23 protein-coding genes are annotated in these 22,605 nt (G+C 44.6%); 11 read left to right on the top strand and 12 right to left on the bottom strand.

The genetic code is table 11. The annotated features are described in order from the left end of the window. Positions 1–118: 118 nt before the first annotated feature. The 6 genes from cdd to CBX98_RS01560 all read right to left on the bottom strand — a co-directional run bounded on the left by cdd (position 119) and on the right by CBX98_RS01560 (position 6,400). A complete protein-coding gene (cdd, locus tag CBX98_RS01585; protein ID WP_109168440.1) occupies positions 119–1,006 on the bottom strand; it encodes a cytidine deaminase in 888 nt (295 codons plus the stop codon). Between the two features lie 443 nt (positions 1,007–1,449). Next, positions 1,450–2,127, bottom strand: coding sequence for an LrgB family protein (locus CBX98_RS01580; RefSeq protein WP_053807266.1), 678 nt, complete (start codon positions 2,125–2,127; stop codon positions 1,450–1,452). A gap of 1 nt (position 2,128) precedes the next feature. Further along, positions 2,129–2,503 (bottom strand): CidA/LrgA family protein, encoded by a 375-nt coding sequence (locus CBX98_RS01575; RefSeq protein WP_005397786.1) that lies wholly within the window; start codon positions 2,501–2,503, stop codon positions 2,129–2,131. 55 nt (positions 2,504–2,558) lie between these two features. Next, positions 2,559–3,980: an exodeoxyribonuclease I gene (sbcB, locus tag CBX98_RS01570; protein WP_005397785.1), complete on the bottom strand. Its 1,422-nt coding sequence runs from the start codon at positions 3,978–3,980 to the stop codon at positions 2,559–2,561. Positions 3,981–4,136: 156 nt separating this feature from the next. Further along, complete coding sequence (locus tag CBX98_RS01565) at positions 4,137–5,510, bottom strand: L-cystine transporter (protein WP_109168439.1); 1,374 nt, start codon at positions 5,508–5,510, stop codon at positions 4,137–4,139. A gap of 200 nt (positions 5,511–5,710) precedes the next feature. Then, complete coding sequence (locus CBX98_RS01560; RefSeq protein WP_005397784.1) at positions 5,711–6,400, bottom strand: NAD(P)H-binding protein; 690 nt, start codon at positions 6,398–6,400, stop codon at positions 5,711–5,713. A 247-nt stretch (positions 6,401–6,647) separates the two neighbouring features. Between CBX98_RS01560 and cobT the strand changes: the two genes are divergently transcribed. The 8 genes from cobT (at position 6,648) to btuD (ending at position 14,712) form a co-directional block, all read left to right on the top strand. Beyond that, complete coding sequence (cobT, locus tag CBX98_RS01555) at positions 6,648–7,691, top strand: nicotinate-nucleotide--dimethylbenzimidazole phosphoribosyltransferase (protein ID WP_109168438.1); 1,044 nt, start codon at positions 6,648–6,650, stop codon at positions 7,689–7,691. Continuing rightward, positions 7,691–8,497, top strand: a complete 807-nt coding sequence (locus CBX98_RS01550) for an adenosylcobinamide-GDP ribazoletransferase (RefSeq protein ID WP_109168437.1) — start codon at positions 7,691–7,693, stop codon at positions 8,495–8,497. The genes cobT and CBX98_RS01550 overlap by 1 nt, the downstream gene beginning before the upstream one ends. After that, positions 8,494–9,027: a bifunctional adenosylcobinamide kinase/adenosylcobinamide-phosphate guanylyltransferase gene (gene cobU, locus CBX98_RS01545; protein WP_109168436.1), complete on the top strand. Its 534-nt coding sequence runs from the start codon at positions 8,494–8,496 to the stop codon at positions 9,025–9,027. Before CBX98_RS01550 ends, cobU begins: the two co-directional genes overlap by 4 nt. Before the next feature lie 10 nt (positions 9,028–9,037). Continuing rightward, complete coding sequence (gene cobC / locus CBX98_RS01540; RefSeq protein ID WP_109168638.1) at positions 9,038–9,652, top strand: alpha-ribazole phosphatase family protein; 615 nt, start codon at positions 9,038–9,040, stop codon at positions 9,650–9,652. A gap of 128 nt (positions 9,653–9,780) precedes the next feature. Then, complete coding sequence (locus CBX98_RS01535; protein ID WP_109168435.1) at positions 9,781–11,577, top strand: M3 family oligoendopeptidase; 1,797 nt, start codon at positions 9,781–9,783, stop codon at positions 11,575–11,577. Positions 11,578–11,851: 274 nt separating this feature from the next. Beyond that, entirely contained in the window at positions 11,852–12,880 is a 1,029-nt protein-coding gene (locus CBX98_RS01530) for a succinylglutamate desuccinylase (protein ID WP_005377878.1), read from the top strand. 82 nt (positions 12,881–12,962) lie between these two features. Further along, positions 12,963–13,958, top strand: a complete 996-nt coding sequence (gene btuC, locus CBX98_RS01525) for a vitamin B12 ABC transporter permease BtuC (protein WP_031780659.1) — start codon at positions 12,963–12,965, stop codon at positions 13,956–13,958. Then, on the top strand, positions 13,945–14,712 hold the full coding sequence (btuD, locus tag CBX98_RS01520) for a vitamin B12 ABC transporter ATP-binding protein BtuD (RefSeq protein WP_109168434.1): 768 nt from the start codon (positions 13,945–13,947) through the stop codon (positions 14,710–14,712). Before btuC ends, btuD begins: the two co-directional genes overlap by 14 nt. 67 nt (positions 14,713–14,779) lie before the next feature. On the opposite strand, the gene CBX98_RS01515 is transcribed toward btuD, so the two are convergent. The 3 genes from CBX98_RS01515 to CBX98_RS01505 all read right to left on the bottom strand — a co-directional run bounded on the left by CBX98_RS01515 (position 14,780) and on the right by CBX98_RS01505 (position 17,350). Beyond that, positions 14,780–15,355 (bottom strand): nucleoside triphosphate pyrophosphohydrolase family protein, encoded by a 576-nt coding sequence (locus CBX98_RS01515; RefSeq protein WP_005397767.1) that lies wholly within the window; start codon positions 15,353–15,355, stop codon positions 14,780–14,782. 110 nt (positions 15,356–15,465) lie between these two features. Beyond that, positions 15,466–16,038 (bottom strand): DUF1415 domain-containing protein, encoded by a 573-nt coding sequence (locus CBX98_RS01510; RefSeq protein WP_053807305.1) that lies wholly within the window; start codon positions 16,036–16,038, stop codon positions 15,466–15,468. 88 nt (positions 16,039–16,126) lie between these two features. Continuing rightward, positions 16,127–17,350 carry an MFS transporter gene (locus tag CBX98_RS01505; protein ID WP_109168433.1) on the bottom strand — a complete coding sequence of 408 codons (1,224 nt, stop codon included), beginning with the start codon at positions 17,348–17,350 and terminating at the stop codon, positions 16,127–16,129. 106 nt (positions 17,351–17,456) lie between these two features. On the opposite strand from CBX98_RS01505, the gene CBX98_RS01500 reads away from it, so the two are divergent. Next, the gene (locus CBX98_RS01500) at positions 17,457–18,326 is read left to right on the top strand and encodes a LysR family transcriptional regulator (protein ID WP_109168432.1); all 870 of its coding nucleotides are present in this window, start codon (positions 17,457–17,459) and stop codon (positions 18,324–18,326) included. A gap of 27 nt (positions 18,327–18,353) precedes the next feature. Here the strand turns inward: CBX98_RS01500 and CBX98_RS01495 are convergent, their stop codons facing one another. Then, positions 18,354–18,584, bottom strand: coding sequence for a glutaredoxin family protein (locus CBX98_RS01495; protein WP_005377871.1), 231 nt, complete (start codon positions 18,582–18,584; stop codon positions 18,354–18,356). Positions 18,585–18,722: 138 nt separating this feature from the next. On the opposite strand from CBX98_RS01495, the gene CBX98_RS01490 reads away from it, so the two are divergent. Both CBX98_RS01490 and rlmF read left to right on the top strand, forming a co-directional pair. Beyond that, on the top strand, positions 18,723–19,238 hold the full coding sequence (locus CBX98_RS01490; RefSeq protein WP_109168431.1) for a M48 family metallopeptidase: 516 nt from the start codon (positions 18,723–18,725) through the stop codon (positions 19,236–19,238). Further along, positions 19,225–20,352 carry a 23S rRNA (adenine(1618)-N(6))-methyltransferase RlmF gene (gene rlmF, locus CBX98_RS01485; RefSeq protein ID WP_109168430.1) on the top strand — a complete coding sequence of 376 codons (1,128 nt, stop codon included), beginning with the start codon at positions 19,225–19,227 and terminating at the stop codon, positions 20,350–20,352. The genes CBX98_RS01490 and rlmF overlap by 14 nt, the downstream gene beginning before the upstream one ends. Positions 20,353–20,423: 71 nt before the next feature. Here rlmF and CBX98_RS01480 read toward each other — a convergent pair whose 3' ends face one another. Together CBX98_RS01480 and CBX98_RS01475 are read right to left on the bottom strand one after the other, a co-directional pair. Beyond that, entirely contained in the window at positions 20,424–20,744 is a 321-nt protein-coding gene (locus CBX98_RS01480) for a hypothetical protein (protein ID WP_109168429.1), read from the bottom strand. Positions 20,745–20,814: 70 nt separating this feature from the next. Further along, positions 20,815–22,407: a S41 family peptidase gene (locus CBX98_RS01475; RefSeq protein ID WP_109168428.1), complete on the bottom strand. Its 1,593-nt coding sequence runs from the start codon at positions 22,405–22,407 to the stop codon at positions 20,815–20,817. Positions 22,408–22,605: the final 198 nt, after the last annotated feature.

Below are 22,605 nucleotides of genomic sequence, written 5' to 3'. Positions count from 1 at the left end.
AGACAGAAATTGCAGGAGATCATACTGAAGTTTTATGACAAAGCAAACGTTTGCTTTTGGTTTTTAGGCAATAAAAAAGCTCTACATGCAGTAGAGCTTTTTATACTGAAATTGTCGCTTATACGTTGACAAAACTAAGTGGAATATCTGGATTCAACGCTTCTAACGTTGATTGCGTATCAGCCAAATGACTGATCTTGCCTTCTGAGTTTTCTACTAGAGCAGCGGCTTTGATATTGTCAAAGGTTTCACCCGCAAGTAGTACTTGGATCAGCGCAACTTGTAATGGCGGCAAGCTAGGGTTAAATGCTGCATTTTCCGCATAAGCACCTTGGAATATACGGCCGCTAGCCATTTCTAATGCTAAGCCACTCAGGTTGTTGGTATATGGTGAGTGGCTCATGTTCATCGCTTCAACAGCGCTTTGAATTAGAGTGTCTTCATCATCGCATGAGAACTGATGCTTTACTTCTGCCATTAAGCCAGATTCGATACCGAGATCGTTTGGTCCAAAGGCTTCCGGTAGGTATTCATGCAGCGATTTTTCTTCGCGTTCTGGGAGCTGGATTTTAAGCTCGTTTGCGGTAGATAACTCGTTCATGAACTGACGGCAGTGACCACATGGGCTGAAGTTAATAGTGATATCTTTAATACCACGTTCACCTTTCATCCAAGCATGGCTAATTGCAGACTGCTCAGCGTGAACTGTTTGACCTAACTGAACACCAAAGAATTCCATGTTGGCTCCGAAGTAAAGGCGACCTGAGAGACCACGAACGATAGCACCGACATAAAATTCAGAAAGAGGAGCATAGGAATATGCTGCGGCAAAAGGAAGTAGAGCAACACGAAGCTCTTTATCTGATAGACCGGTAGCTGAAAGCAACTGCTCAAACTGTTGAACTGAAAGCGTAGCATCAAAATCATCAGCTTGGATGATAGGAGCAAGTTGTTTGGAAAGTGCTTCTGGAGCGCCTGCTAGCGCCTGTTCAATGCGACTTTTCATGTTGAATCCTTGTTATTGCATGGACAGTTATTCTATGTGAAGGATAGAAATGTTCCGTGCGTTAGATCACGATAAATAATGCAATTGATAATTCTGTTACATAATTAGAGTGAGCTCACACATGTATTCGATTGCACTGACGTGAAGCGTTATCTCCGTCTCACAATTAACCATATCAGTATATATTCATATGACCAAGACGCTGGGATATGTTAATTGCGATGCCTACATGTCCACACAAGGTTATTCCTAGATATCTAAGCAACGTTGAGTCAGTAATATTGCACTGAATGTTGAAGTTATTAGTGTGTATCTCGTCAGAGTGCCTTAACGATCTTACTAGAACGGGTTGTTAGATGAGGTAATACAGAATTTTGGAAGGGATAAGGAAGAAACGGGAAGGCCACGGCCTGCCGGAAGGAGGGCAGACCGAGAGCGCTTAACTATTGATATAGCCAGACAGCCAAAGCAAAAAAGCTTGGAGCCAAAATAGAAGTGATGATGCCGCATAAAACCAATGCGAGTGATGAGAACGCGGCATCAATGGGCTGTTTCTCTGCACATGTCGCGGTGCCTAAGGCATGAGACACGGTACCCATTGTTAGGCCACGTGCAATCGGGTGTTTAATTCCAATTAAGTTGTAAATTGGGTACGCCAAAATCGCGCCCAATAAACCAACAATCAGAACCAAGATCGCCGCAACGGCAGCTTCACCACCGAGGTGACTCGAAATTTCCATTGCTATTGGCGTAGTGACGGATTTACCCACTAGACTTGCGATTAAACTGATATCTGCTTTGAAAGCGACTGCGATCAAGGTGGTTGTCATCATCGACATCACACTGCCTACTGTGCAAGCAAAAGTGATGATTCGCCAGTTTGCTTTAATCTGTGGTAGTTGTTCATATAGCGGGTAAGCCAGAGCAACTACGGCTGGTTGAAGTAAAAAACTGATCCCTTCGTTATCCGCATAATACGTTTCAAACGGTACATTTAAGTAAGTAAGCAAAGGAATGAGCACTGCAATACTGATCAGCAAAGGATTTGCGAGAGGATTATTCACTTTGATTGCGATTTGGCGCGCGACAAGAAAAACCGCAATGGTAACAGCTAACCACATATCAGTGCTTCTCCTTTAGCAAGTAGTCCAGCAGCCAAGCGAGGCTGACCAGTACAATGAGTGAGCCTCCAACTGCGCTAGCAATGATAGGGAGGGCATTAGCGAGTAGCATATCGAAATGTTGCATTAATCCCACGCTAATAGGAACGAACAACAAAATCATGTAGCGGATAAATAGCGTGGCGCCCGGTTTGACCCAATCGACCTTTACAAGCCCAAGAGTCATAGAGAAAAACAGTACGAGCATACCGATGACACTTCCTGGGACGGAAACGCCAGTGAACTTTTGAATGGTAATTCCGATGCCAAGTGCCCCCATGATGAGGAAGATTGAAATGAGCAGTTGGATCAGTTGTAAGAATCGTTCTTTAATCATTTTGACAGTATATAAACAACAAGCACACCATAAGGTGCGCTTGTATTAGGAGGAGTTAAGAAGCTAAGCTCTCTACATAACGGTACACGGATTTTAATATCGCAATCTTCTTTTCGTCACTTTCATGTTCGTGAACTAAGTTTTCTAAATTCAGCATGTACTCTTCAATTTGGCTTTCAAACACTTCTCGACAGTGTAATGCCCAGCGCCTCTGTTCTTGCTCGTCTAATGTGCCTGGGAAGTTACGCGCACGATAGCGGAACAATAGAGGTTTAATGCGCTTGTCATCAAATTCAATGTCCAATGCGGCAAGATTGTTCGGGTCGGTTTCTCGAATGATATCCATGGCTGCGCGATCGGCCGGAGAGAAGAATCCGTCGTAAAGTTGCGTATCGACGTCATCACTTTTATCGAATTTACGCTCGACTGAAAAGAGGCTAATCAGCTTTTCTCTAATTTCAGGATGTTGGCGCAACAAAGCGAGATTAGCGAGACATTGCTGGCGATCAATGCCAATAGACTCCGCATTTTCAGCCGTTAACGTTTTTGCAGGGGCGAGAATAGGGCATTTGTTTAAATGAACTAACTTAACAGGCACTGGTAGCAATTCACCAAGATCTTCTCGCTTAGTGTAGAGTCTTTCGTGTAGCTCTTCTGCGGATAGCTCTAGAATAGGTTGAGGATCTTTCGCTAAATCGATAGTGATAACGGCGTTATTATTGGTTGGATGCCAAGCAACAGGCACAATCCAGCTGGTGTATTGGCATTCGCGCCCTAGCATGCCTGAAACGTGCATCAAAGGCGTCATGTTGACGATGTCGACTAATTCATTGAGCTTACGCTTTTGGCGCATAGAAAAGAAGTAGTCAAACAATTTTGGTTGCGCTGCTTTGACTTTTTTCGCCATTTCGATAGTCGCAATCACGTCTGCCATCGCATCGTGCGCGTTACTATGTTCTATGCCGTTAGCAACAGACAAGTGCTCTAATTTAAAACTAGTGAAGCCATCTTCGTTTTCTGGCCATTCTACGCCTTCTGGGCGAAGGGCGTGGCACGCGCGTAATACATCGAGTAAATCCCAACGCGAGTTACCGTTTTGCCAACTCCATGCGTATGGATCGATAAAGTTGCGATAACAAGTATAACGGGTCACTTCGTCATCAAAGCGAATGCTGTTGTAGCCTAAACTGGTGGTATTTGGTTTCGCGAGTTCAGCGTGAATCTTAGCGATAAACTCAGGCTCAGAAAGGCCTTCTTGAACCGTTTTTTGCGGAGTAATACCAGTAATAAGCGCAGCTTCAGGAGACGGAAGATAATCAGCAGGTGGCTGGCAGTACATGACTAAAGGCTCGCCGATGATATTAAAGTTTTCATCTGTACGAACACCAGCGAACTGGCTTGGGCGATCTTTCGCGGGGTTGGTTCCCCATGTCTCATAATCAAAGAAGAAAAAAGTGGGCTGATTATCTTGGTGCATTCTGCTTACCGTTTACAAAACCGATAACAGTATTAGACCATTCAACGCCTTGACTAGCAACGAAAGATGCAAGTTGAATTTTTGAAAATGAAAAAGCCGATGGCGAACCATCGGCTTGATATTTTACGTTTTATCGCTTTGGAAGGAATTTGAGTTCTATGCTCGTGTTTCTTCCAATGCTGTTTCGCTTTCTGGTGACTTCAGCACTCGGCTAGCAATCGTACCCGCAGTCATTGATCCTGAAACGTTCAGTGCGGTACGTGCCATATCGATCAATGGTTCAATAGAGATAAGCAGCGCCGCGATGGTCACAGGCAAGCCCATTGCAGGAAGAACAATCAATGCTGCAAACGTCGCGCCGCCACCCACACCAGCGATACCAAATGAGCTGATGGTGATAATCGCAATCAATGACAGGATAAAGTGCAGATCCAGAGGGTTGATGCCCATTGTCGGAGCTACCATCACTGCCAGCATTGCAGGGTAGATACCTGCACATCCGTTTTGGCCAATAGTGGCACCAAACGATGCTGATAGGTTTGCAATCGCTGGTGGAACGTTAAGCTTCGTGATTTGCGCTTCTACGTTTAGTGGGATCGTTGCTGCTGAGCTACGAGATGTAAACGCGAAGGTCAGTACAGGCCAGATTTTCTTAAAGTATTCCGCAGGGCTAACGCCGACAAAAGAGACTAATACGCCGTGAACAACAAACATCAGAGCGATAGCAACATAAGACGCCACAATAAAGCCAAGTAGGCTTAGGATGTCGCCTGCGCTTGATGTCGCTACCACTTTTGCCATCAGTGCTGCGATGCCGTATGGCGTTAACGCCATGATCATCTTCACTAATCGCATAACGATTGATTGAGCTGCTTCTACGAAAGTACGAATCGGTGATTCTAACTCTGCTTTTTCCATCATCACTTTACGAGCGGCGATACCGGTTAATACACCGAAGATAACGACAGCGATAATTGAGGTCGAGCGAGCACCTGTTAGATCAGCAAATGGGTTGGTTGGAATGAAGCTAACTAGCATTTGAGGAATAGTCAGGTCACTTACTGTACCAGCACGGCTTTCTAAAACGGCGATACGAGCGGTTTCACGCGCGCCTTCAGTTAAACCCTCTGCTGAAAGGCCAAATGTCGTTGTCACCAAGATACCGATAAGTGCAGCAATTGCAGTCGTTACTAGAAGAACAGAGATGGTCAGGCCAGAAATTTTACCTAATGATCCACCTTTCTCCAATTTAACAACTGCAGAGATCATCGATACCAATACTAGTGGCATGATGACCATTTTCAGTAGACCAACGTAGCCACTGCCTACAATACCGACCCATTCAAGTGTTTGAGCAATAGCACTGTTGCCCTCACCGTGAATGAGTTGCAAAGCAAGACCAAAAAGAGAACCAGTAACAAGACCGATTAAAACGAGACGAGAGAGTGTGTGTTTCTTTTGTTGTTGGTTAAATAGAAAGAACAATATGCCAACAAAGACGGCTAGAGAGGCTATCACTGCAAAATTCATAATCTGACCTTATCAACCTGCCGAAATGGCGGTTGTTTTTTATACGGGGTTTTATACGGATTTGTTTATGGGGCGTAAGATAACGCTCGCGATATAACTTTAAAAATGACAAACGGGTATTAGCTAGATCTAAAATGAATATAAAAACGAGATCTAAGTCGCGTGAGAGTGTGAATTAGCACGTTAAATGTACAAAATGGTTATTCGTAGTGATGCAGTAAGTCACGCATTTCTTGCCTTTGTAAGTAAACCACCGAGTCTTCTTGATAACTGAAAAGTTGATAAATCATCGCTTTGGCGACATCTTCCGCTCGAATAGGTAAAAAGTTGGACAGTTTGCCAAGCATGAATGGGCGAATTACCTTAAACAGAGTTTGCACTAACTTCTCGTCCGTTCTTGGGCTTTGACGTTGACCAACAAGCGGGCCTGGGCGAACAAACACGATTTCCTCAAAACCCATAGCTTCGATTCTTTGTTCCATTTGTCCTTTACAGGCTAAGTAATGGGATGGTGATTTACTATTTGCACCAAGGCTAGAAACAACCGCAAGGCGTTTGACTCCGATCGTTTTCATCTGTTGGGCGACTTTACACACCAGATCAACATCTACCCTACGTAAATTATCCTTACTGCCTGCTTGCTTAAGAGTTGTGCCTAAACAGATAAAGCCGATGGTCGGTGTTGGTTGGTTATCATCCCATTGGTGGATAGAGAGGTCGGCATCAATGAGAGGAACAAGCTTATTGTCCGCATCTAGGACGCCATCGAGTGGGCGGCGAGAAAGATAATATAAGGTACCAACACCTGATTGATTTATGAGGTTTGTAATGACTTTTGAACCGACTAAGCCAGTCGCCCCAGCGATGATGGCGCAGGTGTTGTTATCCATGTCCTTTCTCCTATATGGGAATATAGCCTAAGCTATTGTAGCGGATTTCAAGGAGTTACTTATAATCGAATGCTCGAAAGGTGAGACGCTCTGCGAACTCAGTAGACTTTCCTAACAGAAATCTGATTAGCGCTGCCCCAAGCGGATGCAAGGGTATACAATAGTGGACGCTCAAAACTGGGGCTGAGCAAGATTTCTTAATCAATGGAACACCTCTCACCCAGACAACATCAAAGGAACGTAAAAAATGGATGACTCTTTTGCAGCGGAGATACAAGCGCGCATAGATAACAAAACCAAACCTGTTGGTTCTTTAGGCTTATTGGAAAAGGTGGCACTACAGCTAGCTCTTATTCAAAGTCAGGATAAACCTCAGCCAGTTGATTCCATCGCTATCTGTAAACCGAGCATGCTGGTATTTGCTGGAGATCACGGCGTTGCAGAGGAGGGCGTAAGCATTGCGCCAAGCGAAGTCACTCAGCAAATGGTGGCTAACTTTCTCGCCGGCGGCGCTGCCATCAACTGTTTTTGCGACATCAATGGCATCCAACTCAAAGTAATAGATTGCGGCATGTTGGCACCTATTGATGTGCTGGTTCCAGAATTTAAGTCTCATCCAAACTTGGTTGAACAACGATTGGGTAACGGTACGGCTAATTTTTCTAAACAATCAGCGATGTCCCCAGAACAAGTGGCGCTAGGTTTAGAGTATGGTGCGAAGATTGCTGAGCAAACCATTTTGTCTGGCTCAAATCTATTGATGTTCGGTGAGATGGGCATTGGTAACACCAGTTCGGCTTCCGCACTGTTATCGGCGCTGAGTTCATTAGATATTGATTATTGTGTTGGCGTTGGCACCGGAATCAATCAAAGGCAGTTGAGCCGTAAATATAAACTAGTGGCACAGGGCGTGAACCGATGTCGAACTCTGGATACCAAAGCGATTCTCGCACAGGTTGGAGGCTTTGAAATCGTACAAATGGTAGGCGCTTTTTTAGAAGCCAAGCGGCTTAAAACCCCAGTTTTAGTGGATGGATTTATCGTATCGGTTGCTGCGTATATTGCAACGTTGCTAGACGAAGAAGCACGCGAATACATGTTGTTTGCCCACCGCTCCGAAGAAAATGGACATAAGTTTGTATTAGAGTACCTAAAAGCAGAACCTCTACTCGATCTTGGTTTACGATTAGGGGAGGGAACCGGAGCCGCTCTTGCCTTACCCTTGTTAAAAGCTGCTGCCCAGTTTTACAACAAGATGGCGAGCTTTGAGAGTGCAGGAGTTACAGTATAGTGTCAGTCCCTGATAATTCTGAGAACGTCACGCCGTCATCGTTAAGATACCAGTGGGAGTTGTTTCTATTAGCTATCAGTTTTTTTAGTCGCTTACCCGTACCCCAAGCGTTGCCATACAGTGAAGAACGCATGAATCAGGCCGGACGTTATTTCGCGTTAGTTGGTCTCGTACTTGGAGCGCTTTGTGCTCTGGTATTTTCGCTCACCTCAATTCTTTTCCCAGAATCGGTTGCCATAGTATTAACAATGGTGTTTAGCTTATTGTTAACAGGGGCATTTCACGAAGACGGCTTGACTGATATGGCGGATGGCATTGGCGGTGGCATGACTGTCGAGCGACGCCTCTCTATTATGAAGGACAGCCGCATTGGCACTTATGGTGCAGCCACTCTCATTATGGCGTTATTGGCTAAGTATGTTTTTTGGAGTGAACTGGCTAACTTGCCGCAGTTTTGGTTGGTCATTGTCGTCGCTTATACCGCAAGCCGAGCACTAGCCGCGACGCTTATTTATGACATGCCTTATGTCAGTGACAGTGATACGTCGAAAAGTAAACCGCTGGCAAATAGCCAGTCTTCTTTAGAAGTCTCCATTTTGTTGTTTACTGGTGGCATAACATTGCTTGTGCTTGGTATCACGCAGGCGATCTTTATATCGCTTGTTATCGTGGTATTTCGTTTGATGTTCAAACGTTGGTTAACCAAGCGAATTGGCGGCTTTACGGGGGATTGTCTTGGCGCAGCGCAGCAGCTATCGGAACTGCTTGTTTATCTCACTATGATTGGGTTTTATCACATCTCATGAAGCAATTGATACTCGGTGGCGCGCGCTCTGGGAAGTCGCATTTGGCGGAAAAAACAGCCAAGCAATTATCGACCACTTCTCAACACTCATTACATTATGTTGCAACCGCGCTGCCATTTGACCAAGAAATGCGAGAGCGAATAGCGCATCATCAAAAGCAACGAGGGGACGAGTGGCAAGAGCATGAATGCCCCCTTCATTTATCTGAGTTACTGACAAATTTCGCTAACACCGATGTTGTACTGGTCGATTGTTTAACCTTGTGGCTCAATAATTGGATATTTGAGTTAGGTGATGAATGTTCCAATGAGAAGCTAGAAGCAGAAATTGAAAAGCTTATACAGGTGGTACGTGGTTCAGATGCGACGTTAATATTCGTCTCTAACGAGGTTGGAATGGGCATTGTGCCTTTGGGGGCGGTTAGTCGTTACTTTGTGGATAATGCAGGACGGATGAATCAAAAACTAGCCAGTGTTTGTCATCGCGTTACCTTTGTCGCTGCTGGCTTGCCGTTGGTTCTTAAAGAGTAGGATGGAAGAAATGAAAACACTCAATATCTATCTTGTGCGTCATGGAAAAGTAGATGCTCCACCAGGACTCCATGGCCAAACGGATGTGAAAGTTACGCCTGCTGACCAAGAAAGCATTGCTCGGGCTTGGGTTGAGAGTGGACGAGGTGTGGGTGGAGTGATTTGTTCTCCGCTTTCACGTTGTCAAGAACTGGCAAACATCATTGCTGAACAGCAATTATTACCAGTAATGACGGATGAATCTTTACAAGAAATGGCGTTTGGTGATTTTGATGGTGTGCCTTTTGATATGCTTACTGAACAGTGGAAAAAGCTAGATGCTTTTTGGCAATCGCCAGCACAACACACGTTGCCGAATGCTGAGAGCTTAAGCACATTTTCTGAGCGCATATGTCGCGTTTGGTCTCAAATCATCAACGATATCAATGACAATCTACTTATCGTCACGCATGGTGGCGTCATTCGTATGATTCTTGCTCATGTATTGGAGTTAGATTGGCGTAACCCCAAGTGGTATTCGACGTTGTCGATAGGAAACGCTTCTGTCACGCATATAACAATGACCATCGATGAGCAAATTTACGCCTCGGTGCGTTCGATTGGCGTACCTCTTTTAACTCGTTAATTTATAAAAATTAAAATGCCCAAAGCGATACTGCTTGTGGGCATAGTCACGGAAGATGTCAGTGGAAGCCCATCTGCTAGGTGCAGGAAGCGAAAATTGACTCAGTTACATAAAAAGGAAATATAGAAATGACAACGCCGAGTTGGGATTTGTCCATCGTTTATAACGACCTTTCTGACCCACGAATTCAAGACGATATTGCTCTTGTGGAACAATGTATTGATCTTTTGAATAAACAATCAGCAGATTGTTGCAACGTAGAGATCATGCAAAATGCGATTTTGACCAATGAAGCCGCGAGTCGTTTAGCGGGTACAGTTGCAAATTTTGCGAGTTGTTATGCTTCTGTTGATGCAACAAACGCCGAAGCGAAATCGTTACTTGGTAAAATGACCCGCATCTTTTCGGAGCTTTCCCAAGCGTTCAGTCCCTTTGATTTGACATTAACTCATGCCGACGAAGAGTTTATCTTGCGCGTGTTAGACCATGAGAATCCTGATATCAGTGGGCAAGCTTTTTCTATCTTGAATTCTAGAAAGTTGGCGGATACTCGTCTTAGCAACGCAGAAGAACAGTTACTGGCTGCGATGAGTGTGGATGGCAAATCGGCTTGGGGTAACCTATACGATAACCTGACTGGCTCATTGAAAGTGAAGCTTGAGTACACAGATGGTAATAGTGAAGAGCTTGGGTTTTCTCAAGCGGCAAGCATTCTTTATGGTTCTGAATTCGAGCGTCAAGAAGCCGCGTGGCGAGGCGTACAAGATGCAATGCAAACGCACCAAGAATCATTCGCTGCGATTTTGAATGCGTTAGCAGGATGGCGCTTAACTGAAAACAAAAAGCGTTCTACGAAGCGTGAAGTTCACTTCCTAGAGCCGAGTTTGCATGGTAGCCGAATCCAAGCTGAAACTTTAAATGCGATGATGACAGTAGCCAAAGACAGTCGAGCTATTGGTCAGAAAGCGGGTTTATTGATGGCGAAAGTACATGGTCTGGATGAGATGAAACCTTGGAATCATCTGGCGGCTATGCCTGCTTTGAGCGGTGAAGCGAAGGTCTACGACTTTGATGAAGCGATTGATGTTATTTGTGAAGCATTTGAAACAGTAAACCCTGAGATGTCGGAGTTTGTCCGTTTGATGGTACAAAACGGATGGATTGATGCCGCGCCAAATGCCAGCAAGCGCCTTGGTGCGTACTGCACCAAACTGCCAGCAACGCGAACACCACTTGTGTTTATGACTTGGAGTGGCAGTCGCTCAGACCTTATGACTCTGGCACATGAACTTGGCCATGCGTTCCATAACTGGGTTATTCGTGATTTGCCACTTTGCCAAACTTACTACCCAATGACGTTAGCAGAAACCGCCTCTATCTTTGCAGAAAACATCGTTCGTGATCATTTGATTTCGAAAGCGGAGAGCGTTGATGAAAAGCTAGAGATGTTGTGGGAAGAGTTGTCATCTGCGCTAGCTTTAATGATCAACATTCCGGTTCGCTACGAGTTTGAAAAATCGTTCTATGAACGCCGCCAGGATGGAGAGTTAACCGCAGATGAATTCTGTGAGTTGATGTCTGAAACTTGGAAAGAATGGTATGGCGACGTAATGAGCGAGCCGGATCCGTACTTCTGGGCAAGCAAGTTACATTTTTCTATCGATAGTGTGAGCTTTTATAACTACCCATACCTATTTGGTTTCTTATTCAGCAAGGGTATTTATGCACAGCGAGAAACCAAAGGCGGAGCGTTTTACACCGATTACATCAATTTGCTGCGCGACACCGGCTGCATGATGGCGGAAGATGTTGTCGAAAAGCATCTATCGATGGATTTAACTCAACCAACGTTTTGGCAGCAGAGCGTTGAGCTAGTGCGTGAAAAAGTCGATGAGTTTGAGCGTTTGCTCGCACAGCGCGGCTAAGTTTTTCGCATTGTTGATGCATAATCTGCTTTATAGCTACAAAAATTTGATCAAATCATAATGATCTTAATCAGGGCTGTGGTAAAGTTCACAGCCCTAACACTTTGTAATTGTTTAAAAATTAAACGCCTCAATGCTTGATTTGAGTGCCTGGCGCGAAAAGGTATCGGATTTTCGAGGGAAATAGTGATTTCTACTCATAAGTGAGATCGCAGCAACAAAAATCCTTTGTACAATTTATTAACATACCCGCCGTGCTATTAAGGAGTAACGCATGACGAAGTCTCTCTTTCGCCAATCGTTTTTAACTGACACGTTAGATGTTCATATCGATGTTGCACCAGCGGAGCAGGTGCTTTCTAACGGTGTAAAACTTAAACTCTATCAGCGTGGTGTATTAGAAGTAATCCCTGCGAATTATACTCAGGATACGAAGAACATCATCATCTCTTGTGGGGTTCACGGAGATGAAACCGCACCGATGGAGCTGGTGGATTCCATTATTCAAGACATAGAATCTGGGTTCCAGACGGTCGATACCCGTTGTCTATTCATTATCGCTCATCCAGAATCCACTCTGGCGCACACGCGATTCCTTGAAGAAAACCTCAACCGTCTTTTTGACGAAAAAGAACACAAGCAGACAAAAGAGCTTGTCATCGCTGATACACTAAAGTTGCTCGTTCGCGATTTCTATCAGGATACCGACCCGACAACACGCTGGCATCTTGATTTACACTGCGCGATTAGAGGTTCGAAGCACTATACGTTTGCAGTAAGTCCTAAGACTCGTCATCCTGTGCGAAGCAAGGCATTAATCGATTTCTTGGACAGTGCACACATTGAAGCTGTGCTCTTATCAAACTCACCATCGAGTACGTTTAGCTGGTACAGTGCCGAGAACTTTGGTGCGCAAGCTCTCACAATGGAGCTTGGTCGTGTGGCTCGTATTGGTGAAAATGACCTCGATAAATTGACTGCGTTTGATTTGTCTTTACGTAATTTGATTGCGGAAACGAAGCCAGAACACCTACCAAAACCATGCATTAAATATCGCGTAAGTCGCACAATCGTTCGCCTGAACGAAGACTTTGACTTTATGTTCGACGACAATGTTGAAAACTTCACTTCATTTGTTCACGGCGAAGTGTTTGGTCATGATGGCGACAAACCATTAATGGCGAAGAACGAAAACGAAGCGATTGTCTTCCCGAACCGCCATGTCGCAATAGGTCAACGTGCAGCTCTGATGGTTTGTGAAGTGAAAACCCGTTTTGAAGAGGGCGAGTTGGTTTACGATTAATCCAACATTGCTTTGAGAAGTTAATTGCAATTTACCGAGGCTTAACTGTAAGGTTAAGCCTCGTTTGTTTTTATCGGCCGCTATGGATTTTCAACAACTTATCCTGAACAAGGAACGACGCTGGCAACGTAACCTGATGGTTATGTCGATCGTGCTCGCTGTACTCTCTGCCATCCACTTGATGGTCGGAGAAATTTTCCTTTCTCCTTTTCAATCTTTATCTGCATTTGAACATAAGCTACTGGTGGACTTGCGTTTACCGAGGTTGGTGTCTGCGGCAATTATTGGTGCTGCGTTAGCGGTATCTGGCGCGACGTTACAAGTGTTGCTTGGGAACGTTTTGGCTGAACCCGGCGTGCTTGGTATATCTGGTGGTGCAAGCTTAGCAATGGTCTTAATCATGTTCGCGTCACCTGTTCTTCCCACCCCGATTGTTTTTATGTTGGCAGCGATTGCAGGCTCGATGGTATTCACGTTTGTTTTGGTGGCGATAGCAAGGGCAATGCATCTGACGACGGCTCGATTGCTTTTGGTTGGTGTCGCATTGGGTATTTTATCGAGCGCGATTGTGACGTGGGCATTTTACTTCAGTGATGATCTTAGCCTACGCCAACTGATGTATTGGTTAATGGGCAGCATTGGTGGCGCAAGTTGGTATCAACATACCGTTACCTTGGTGATGTTACCAGTGCTTATCTGGTTATGTTGTAAAGGCAAGTCGCTTGATAAATTGATGCTTGGTGAGATTCATGCGACCCAATTGGGAGTCGATGTACATCAAATGCGTTGGAAGCTGATCCTCGCCATTTCTGTTTTGGTGGGTAGTTCAGTCGCTTTGGGTGGCATCATCAGTTTTGTTGGTTTGGTGGTCCCGCACTTGTTGCGTTTGGCTTTTGGTACAGAAAACCGTTATTTATTGCCACTTTCTGCAATATCTGGCGCTGCGTTACTTGTATTTGCGGATATCGGCGCAAGGCTGTTATTGGACGCCGCAGAGCTACCTTTAGGTGTCATGACAACATCGATTGGCGCACCTATTTTCATCTGGATGCTGGTGAAGAGTCATGATGCACGTTAAACATATGTCGGTTGGTAGTCGATTATTGCCTCTTTCTTTTGAATGCAAAGCAGGCGAAATCGTACATGTCGTTGGGCCTAATGGTTCAGGTAAGAGTACTTTATTGGCTGCGATTTCTGGTACGTTAAGCTACCGAGAGGGTATGAGTGGTGAAGTGTACGTTGGCGACAAAAACTTGCTTACTTTACCGTTGTCAGAGCAAGCTCATGTTCGAGGTTATTTGTGTCAGCAATCACGCCCAGCGTTTAATGTCGATGTTTTTCAGTATCTCGCTTTATCTCTGCCAAGTGGTGCTGAGATTGCGGATATCAAAGTGCGTGATGCCGTCAATATGGTGGTGGAGCTGGTACAACTTCAAGATAAGCTTCATCGCAGTATTCAAACATTATCCGGTGGTGAGTGGCAACGTGTCCGATTAGCAGGCGTATGTTTGCAGGTGTGGCGTACCATTAATCCTTTTTCGCAGTTTTTAATTTTGGATGAGCCAGCAGCACCATTAGATATTGCGCAAGAGGGGCTGCTCTATCAATTGATTAACGCTATGGCGGCGCAGGGAATTGGAGTATTGGTTGCTAATCACGATCTCAATCGCACATTAAAGCACGCAGATAAAGTATTGCTGCTTAACAACGGTGTGCTGCACTCATCAGGAAATGCCGATACTGTGCTAACGGAAAAAGCACTCGGGGAAGTGTTCAATACTCAAGTCAAAAAGGTCATCGTAGATGAGCAACCTTATTTAATCTTTGATTAGTATTTAGGGACAATAAAAAACGACCTACTTGAGGTCGTTTTTTAATCGAGATAGCCAAACTCAACGTTTACTGAGTCAGCGGTTTTAGATCTGCTGGGCGGTAGTAAACTGATTTGAGTACTTTGCCTTTACGAATGGTTTTACCTTCCGATACGAAATCTTCGGCGCATTTCGCGATAATGTATTCACCTTTCTGCACCGCCATCAACTTGATGCCTTGTTCCGCGTAGAATGCTTCTGTTTCTGAGTACTCTTGCTCGTTACGGCATACTTTGCTCATGTTGCTTGAGTGTACTTCATCCCAGCAAGGAATAAATTCGATACCACGGTTTACTGCAACGTTTAATAGAAGATCAATTAAGTAGCTGATCGCTAGGTTGTCTTCTACTTTGCTGTGGCCAAGATGAACGAGACGGCCCATTAATACATACACGCTGTCTACGATGGCATCTGCTTGCTCAGTTTTACAATCTGCTTCTGCTAGCTCTGTTAGCTCTTCGATCGCCAAAGAGGTGTGTAGTGTATCTGCTTGTGCATCAAGGCTTGCAGCGTCTGCGACTGGTAAGTCGAACGTACTACGGAACTCGGTGATATCACGGTATAAGTGATCAAAAATCTCTTGGGTTAGCTTTGACAGTTGCATTCTAATTTCCATTGAATCGATTGAAGCGGCAATGATACCAAACCGCACTTTGAACCCCAAGGGCATTGAATCCAACTGGTGATAAATCTGCCTTTGGGTAATGGTGGAGCTTAACGAAATAGGTAAGGAAACAGCTTTTTACGTTCTTCCTCTGAAAGGGCGGAAACACGAGCGATGTTCGTATCGGGAATGGATTCAGGATCAGGATAGTGTTTTAGTACCTTTTCCATACTCTCTTCGCGAATCAAATGGAAGATCGGGTAAGGAGAACGATTGGTCAGGTTTTCGTCGTCTTCAGGCCTTGCGCCGCCAAAACAGTAATCAGGATGGAAAGTCGCTACTTGGAAAATACCTTCCCAGTTTTGCTGCTTAATTAATCCTTCAACCCAATCTATGCAAAAGTTGTAGTCCCAGAAATCTTGTAGCATGTTGGGAACCACAACCAACGTGGTCTCAAGTTGTTCGGGCTCTGTGTTACTCAGCTCAATCAGCTGCAATAAAATATCTTCAAGAAGCGCTTCTTCTTGAGTCGCTTCACTAACAAAGATTTTGATTTGTTTATTACGTTGCGGTTTGGCAGCAAACGGACATAGGTTGAGTCCGATTACCACATCGTTGAGCCATTGATCGACCTGTTGAGTGATCGCTTCGATATCTGTGTTTTGTGTTGAACGCGTTGACATACGACTTTCTGGTTTTATTAAAGTAGCGCAAGCATAGCAGAGTTGGTTATCCAAGTAACCAGAGAGGTATTACGTAAATGAGCGTACCTTAGCTACTCTTTAAACTCGCAGTGTCAGGTGTTTGGTCAGTGTGCTTTCTTTCGGCGATGTGTTTCAAATACGCAATCGCAGCAAACATCGCTAGGTAGACTGCGCTTCCCCCCAGAAGAACACTCGACCAACCACCATGTTGCCAACAATAAAGAAGTAAGAATCCTCCCAAACTACCGCCTACGTAGTAGTGTACTAAGTAGAGCGCTGTCGCGGTGGCTTTGGCGCGAGTGGCATTCTGACCGACCCAACCGTAGGCGAGGGTATGAGTAAAGAAGGCACCAAAACTTATCAGCAACAACCCAACTAGCATTGCAGTCAGGCTTTCAACCGCAGCAATCCACATTCCCGTCATGCTCACTATCGCGCCTAAGAACATACCGAGGATTGAGGAATAACGTTTACTCCAGTGGCCTGCACAACGAGAGGAGAAAGTCCCTCCCAAGTAACAAATAAAGATCAGTGAGGCCAACCCGACGGGTACATTGTGAGGTTCACTCACCAGACGGAAACCCATTACGGAATAAAGGTTGACGAACAAAGCAAAGTTGAGTCCTCCTATCAGCATCGCGAACCACACGCGTTGGTTTTTAAAATGACCAATAAGCGCACGATTTTGATGGCGCAAACTGCTTGATGACGGGGTGAAGTTGCGCTGTGTTGGCAATAAATAGTGAACACCAATGACACCAAGAAGAGTGAACACCATCATAACTTCAATGGCGACATCAACACTGAAATTGTCCGCCAATAAGCCGCCGCTAATACGCCCTGCAATACCGCCTAATGAGTTAGCCGCAATGTACGTTCCAATTGCCATCGAGAAAGCGTGCTTGTCGAGCTCTTCTGCCATGTAAGCCACGGCGACCGCAGCAAAAGCTGCGAGCGCGACACCGATCAGTGCTCGACATACCACCAAAAACAGAAATGAGTCACCAAACAGCATCAAAGCGGAAAGGGTAGGAATCGAAAACAGACCAACCATCATGACTGGCTTTCTTCCCACTGATTCTGACAACACAGCCATTGGAACGAGGCTAAAAGAGAGAGCGAGTGTTGAGGCCGCAAATAACCAGTTCACTTGCGTTTCTGAGATCGTGAAAATTTGAGCAAAAGTGGGCAGCATTGGCTGTAGTAGGTATAAATTTGAAAAAACCAAGAAGGAACCAAGCGCAAGCGAGAGCGTAATGCGTTTGTATTCCGGTGTGCCAAAACTGACCATGAATCCTGCCTAATGTGAGCAAATGGAGAGACTGTGATCAATCTATCAGTTCGTTGTAAATTAAAAAAATATATTAAAAATATGGACACCATATATTTTTGATCTAATGGAATCGAAACAACTTAAACATTTTCTGGCGGTCGCTGAACATGGAAACATTACCCATGCGGCGAAAGCCCTGCATATTGCCCAGCCCGCATTAAGCATTTCTATCAAAAAGTTTGAGCAGTCTTTGGGCGTTACCCTATTTCGCCGTGATGATAAAAAAATCAGCTTAACGAAAGAGGGTGAAACGCTACTTGTACATGCTAAGCGGGTGATTCAACAGTTGCACGACGCGCAGCTCGCGATTGATGAGTTGAAAGGTTTAGCGAAAGGCGAAGTACGACTAGGGACGCCATCAATGATGGGTAGTTATTTCTTTCCACGAATTGTTATGGCGTTTAAAAGCCAGTTCCCGGAGTTAAAATTGACCTTGGTCGAAGCTGGGACTCAATCGATTCGTCGTATGCTGCTCAATGGTCAACTCGATATCGGTGTGATCAGTTGTGATAACGTGCCTGATGACCTAGAAACTGACCATTTGTTTACTAGCCAAATGGTCGCCGTTGTTTCACCTGAGCATGAGTTAGCCCAGCGACACGCTCTTACTTTTGATGAGTTCTTTGAACACGATTTGGTTATGTTTCAGCATGGCTATTTTCACCGTGAATTTTTGGATCAGGTGAGTGAGGAGCATGGGTTTACCATGAAGTCATCATTCGAGACCAACTTACTGCCTTTGATTTTGAGTATTGTGAAACAAGAGTTTGCGATTACCGCGTTACTGGAATTGGTGACTCAACATGAGTCGGGCGTTGTTGGCCTACCGTTTGAACCACCCGTTACGCTAGATCTGGCACTTGCTTGGCGCAAGCAGGGGTATTTATCAATAGCAGATCGAACGTTTATCGACTTTATCAAGCGCTACGTTTAAACGCAGCGCAGATTCATTGTTCGAGCACTAGTCGCCTTTGTACATCTTCTCGAAGTTCTTTGGGTTCCAGCCAATCATTACCCGATCACCAATTTTTAAAACTGGCACTGAACGAGCACCAAGCGCATCAAGTTCTTTGCGACCGCGTTGCATCTTAGCATTGCACAAACGATAGTTAATATTTTTCGAATCCAGATAACGTTGAGCATCTTTGCAGTGAGGGCATTTGTCTTTGACGTAAAGGACGACACGTTTCATTGAGTTTCTCTCCATTATCATTGGGAGGCGAAGTTTAACGGCCTTTCACCATAAATGAAAGGCGAAAGCTAAGGTGAAACTGTCCTTTATCTCAGGTATATTGAGCGCCTTTATTTTGTCATAACAGACGTTAATTCTATGCATCCGTCACTTCGATACATTCAAGGCTACCCACAAAACATCGTAGAGCAGGTGAGCTCATTGATAGCGAGTGGCAAGTTTGTTCCTTGGTTCGAAAAGCGTTATCCCGATAGGCACCAAATCAAAAGCGAAAGGGCGCTCTATGAGTACGCCATGGCAATCAAAAACCGCTACATGAAGAAAGCCGCGCCAATCAGTAAAGTTGTCTACGATAAGAAAATTAACGCGGTAAACAACGCGCTTGGTTTGCACAGTGTAATCAGTAGAAACCATGGCGGTAAGCTGAAGTCGAAAAACGAGATTCGCATTGCCAATGTATTTAAGGATGCGCCCGAGCCACTATTAAGAATGCTGGTGGTACATGAGTTGGCGCATACTCGTGAGAAAAACCACGACAAGGCGTTCTATCAGCTATGTTGCTATATGGAGCCTGAGTATCACCAACTCGAATTTGATGCTCGTTTGTTTATGATTTACCTCGATTTAAAAGCGAATTTGAATGAAGAACAATAATCACAATGCGAAGCAAGCAAAGCCAAAGACTTCAAAGGCGGCTCAGAATAAAGACGCGAATAAAGCCAAGCCGAAGCGTGTTAAAGACAAAGTTGCGCGCAAATCTCCGCAGCCTGCAGGAAAGAGCGAAGTCGAGTTCATAAAAATAGCGAAGAATGGTTTGCATGAGCGTAATGTTCATCGAGGTCGTTACGATTTTAAAAAACTCGTGGAAAGTGAACCACAGTTAAAGCCATTCGTTATCAAAAATCCGAAAGGGGAAGACTCCATAAACTTCTCTGATCCTAACGCTGTTAAAATGCTCAATAAAGCATTGCTTGCTGCGTATTATGGTATCGAGTTCTGGGACATTCCCGACACCTACCTTTGCCCACCGATTCCGGGCCGCGCTGATTACATTCACCGAGTGGCAGAACTACTTGATGGTGAAGCAAAAGGTCAGTACGCGCACCAAAAAGTGAAAGCGTTGGACATTGGCGTGGGAGCAAACTGTATTTATCCGATTGTTGGTGTAACAAAATACGGTTGGCACTATACGGGCAGCGATGTCGATCCAAAATCCATCCAATCGGCTCAAACGATCGTAGAGCACAATCGTGTTTTGACGGGAAAAATTGCACTAATACAGCAACACAATGATGCCAATATTTATCGAGGTATCATTCAACCGAATGATCGTTATGATGTGACGACATGTAATCCGCCATTCCATCGTTCGGCGGAAGATGCCGCTATGGGCAGCCAGCGTAAAATCGATAATCTAAAAGCAAACCAGCGTAAGAAGGGGCTAAAACCTCAAACCGCACAAGTAAAGACAAGTAAACCTGCGTTGAATTTTGGCGGTCAAAACGCTGAATTGTGGTGTGAAGGCGGAGAAGCGGCGTTTATCCGAAAAATGGCGAATGAAAGCCAAGCTTTTGCTGCGCAGGTCTTGTGGTTTACGACACTTATATCCAAAAAAGACAACGTTCGCCCGATGCGCAAGCAGCTTGAAAAATTGGGTGTGAAAGCCATTCGTGTGGTTGAAATGAGTCAAGGACAGAAAGTGAGCCGCTTTGTAGCTTGGTCATACATGGATAAGCAACAGCGTAAAGCATGGATTGAATTAAAGTAACATTGACCGTTTCACACTGAGCAATAAAGTAGAAAGCCCGCTGATATCAGCGGGCTTCTATTTTGGGAGATCTAAAACTTAATGATGGGCTCACAATCTAGTGAACTGAGAGTGACAAAGGTATCTGTTTTGGCGTAGTACAAGCCACAGTTTTCACCTCTTATCTGCAACGTATATTGGTCTGGAAGATCCGTATAGCTGCCATCCAACAGTTGATTGTTGTTGCCTTTTACTCGTCCTTTTTCAATCAACAAATGCGGTGAGGATTCAAATACGTTATTCGCGATTCTAGGTGCTGGTGTCCCTTGGATTTCTGCGATCGCGTTTTGAATCTCTATGACTGTTTCCGGAGAGTTCTTTTTACTCAATGCTTCAACGGGTTCTTGTGACATAGCTTGGCATCCTATCAAAGAAATCGAAGTGCCTAAGAAAAGCGCAACCCGAATCAGCATTCGTAAAAAGTTAGTTGATCTCAACATGAATTGCCTCTGTTCGTAGCGGAGAGCGAAGATCGCTTAACTCCGGAGATGAAATGTTACGCGGCATGGCGTTGAAACTTGAAGAGGAGACTGGCGGACAGGTTCCAGTTTCCATGTAGTTTAGTGCCGCAGAAAGCATACCTTCAGACGGATCGCCTAATGGTTTTGTTAGGTCATCATTGACCCAGCAACCTTCCACTCTATTGTTTAAGCCTAGCTCGGTATTGATTTGGCTCTTTGGAGTAGGAATAAAACCATCAGAGAAGTCGCCAAATTTTTTCTCGTTCGCTGACTTGAACTGAATAGTGTAGTACATAGTGCCGCAGTTTTGTTCTGCTGAGAACCCATACGGTTTACCTGTGGTTGTTGAGCCTATTTGGATAACCTCAACATCAATGCCGCGCAAAGCGTTGATCAACAGTTCACTTGAGGAAGCCGTGCCTCCTGAAGTCAGCACATATACGCGCTTTTTGTTCAGTGTCGGCAGCATTTGGTCCGAATACTTTTGTGCTGCCCAGTCTATTGCTAGATTCGTAAAGCGATAGATGTTATCCCCATCTTTAATGGTACGCATCACTTTGTCGTTGTGAATCAATTCACTGAAGACTCGGTTCTGACCAGCACCGCTTAGCATGTAGCCTACTTGCGAGGACTGAAGTACTAAGCCACCGCCGTTGTAACGTAAATCAACGACGATCTCGTCAACATTCTCTGCCGAGAGCGTACTGAACGCCTCAATAAGTGGGGCTTGAGCGCTTGGTTCAAATGAGTTGTATTGTAGATAGCCGATCTGCATACCATTGTGTGCGATCACTTTGGCATTTTTAACTGGAGAAGTCATGACATCAGAGGCGGTAAGCGTCACGGTTTTCTCTAGGCCGTCAACACTCTCAAATGTGAAGGTGTAATCTTGATTGATGTCAGGGTTAAACAGCGTTCTATTAATAAAATCAATGTCGGACTGACTACCGGTGTTAACCACATCAATATTATTGATTTTCAGAAGCTTATCACCACGAGCAATGCCGCTTCTATCAGCTGGAGAGGCTTCTTCAGTATAGGAGATACGAACGTCTCTAGGTTGTACGCCACGTAGGAATGCCCAGTTAAAACCAAACCCAGCGACTAAACCAGATTGCGATGACTTCATATCATCTTCGTAAGGGACGGTAAAGTGGAAGCGATCTTTCGGTTTACCAGTCGTGGTAGTAGCAGAGGTGATCAATGTGTTGAAGTAATCCGTCACGGTTTTGTAGTTTGCTGGATTATTATCAGGAACTTCGTCATACCAAAGGTAAGTTTCGTTAGTAAAAGCTCTTAAAAAGAGTTTTTCGTGTAAAGCAGAACCTAATTCATCTGGATAGGCGGCATAATTGTTATATGGGTCTCGACCCACTCGTGGGGTTTCACATTGGTTGACAAACGAGCTTGATGGTTGGCTAAAATCACCGGCTTTCCATGTTGGTCCGGTTGCGCTGCTAGTTGACGGAGTAGATGAACCATCACCGCCGCCACCGCCACAACCTTGTAATAATGCGAGAGTGACTGCCGTTGCTAAAGAATACTTAAATTTCACTTTTCTATGTCCTTATAAATAATAGAATTATAATTATCTGTTTTGCTTTTGTTTTTATTAGCTAAGTGAATGTATTAATTTAATTCGTTCGTCTGCAAATTTATATTTAAAGAGTGTGAGGTAAATAACGTAAAAATGTTTATCTTTTATTCTTATAAATCCATTAGTTATTCCTTAAGTTCCTTAGTAGTTTCAGCG

The sequence above is a fragment of the Vibrio sp. T9 genome, from assembly GCF_003123985.1.
In the GTDB taxonomy this organism is placed as follows: domain Bacteria; phylum Pseudomonadota; class Gammaproteobacteria; order Enterobacterales; family Vibrionaceae; genus Vibrio; species Vibrio diabolicus.
The sequence above is the reverse complement of the archived record's forward strand: the minus strand, read 5'-3'. Positions and strand labels throughout refer to the sequence as shown.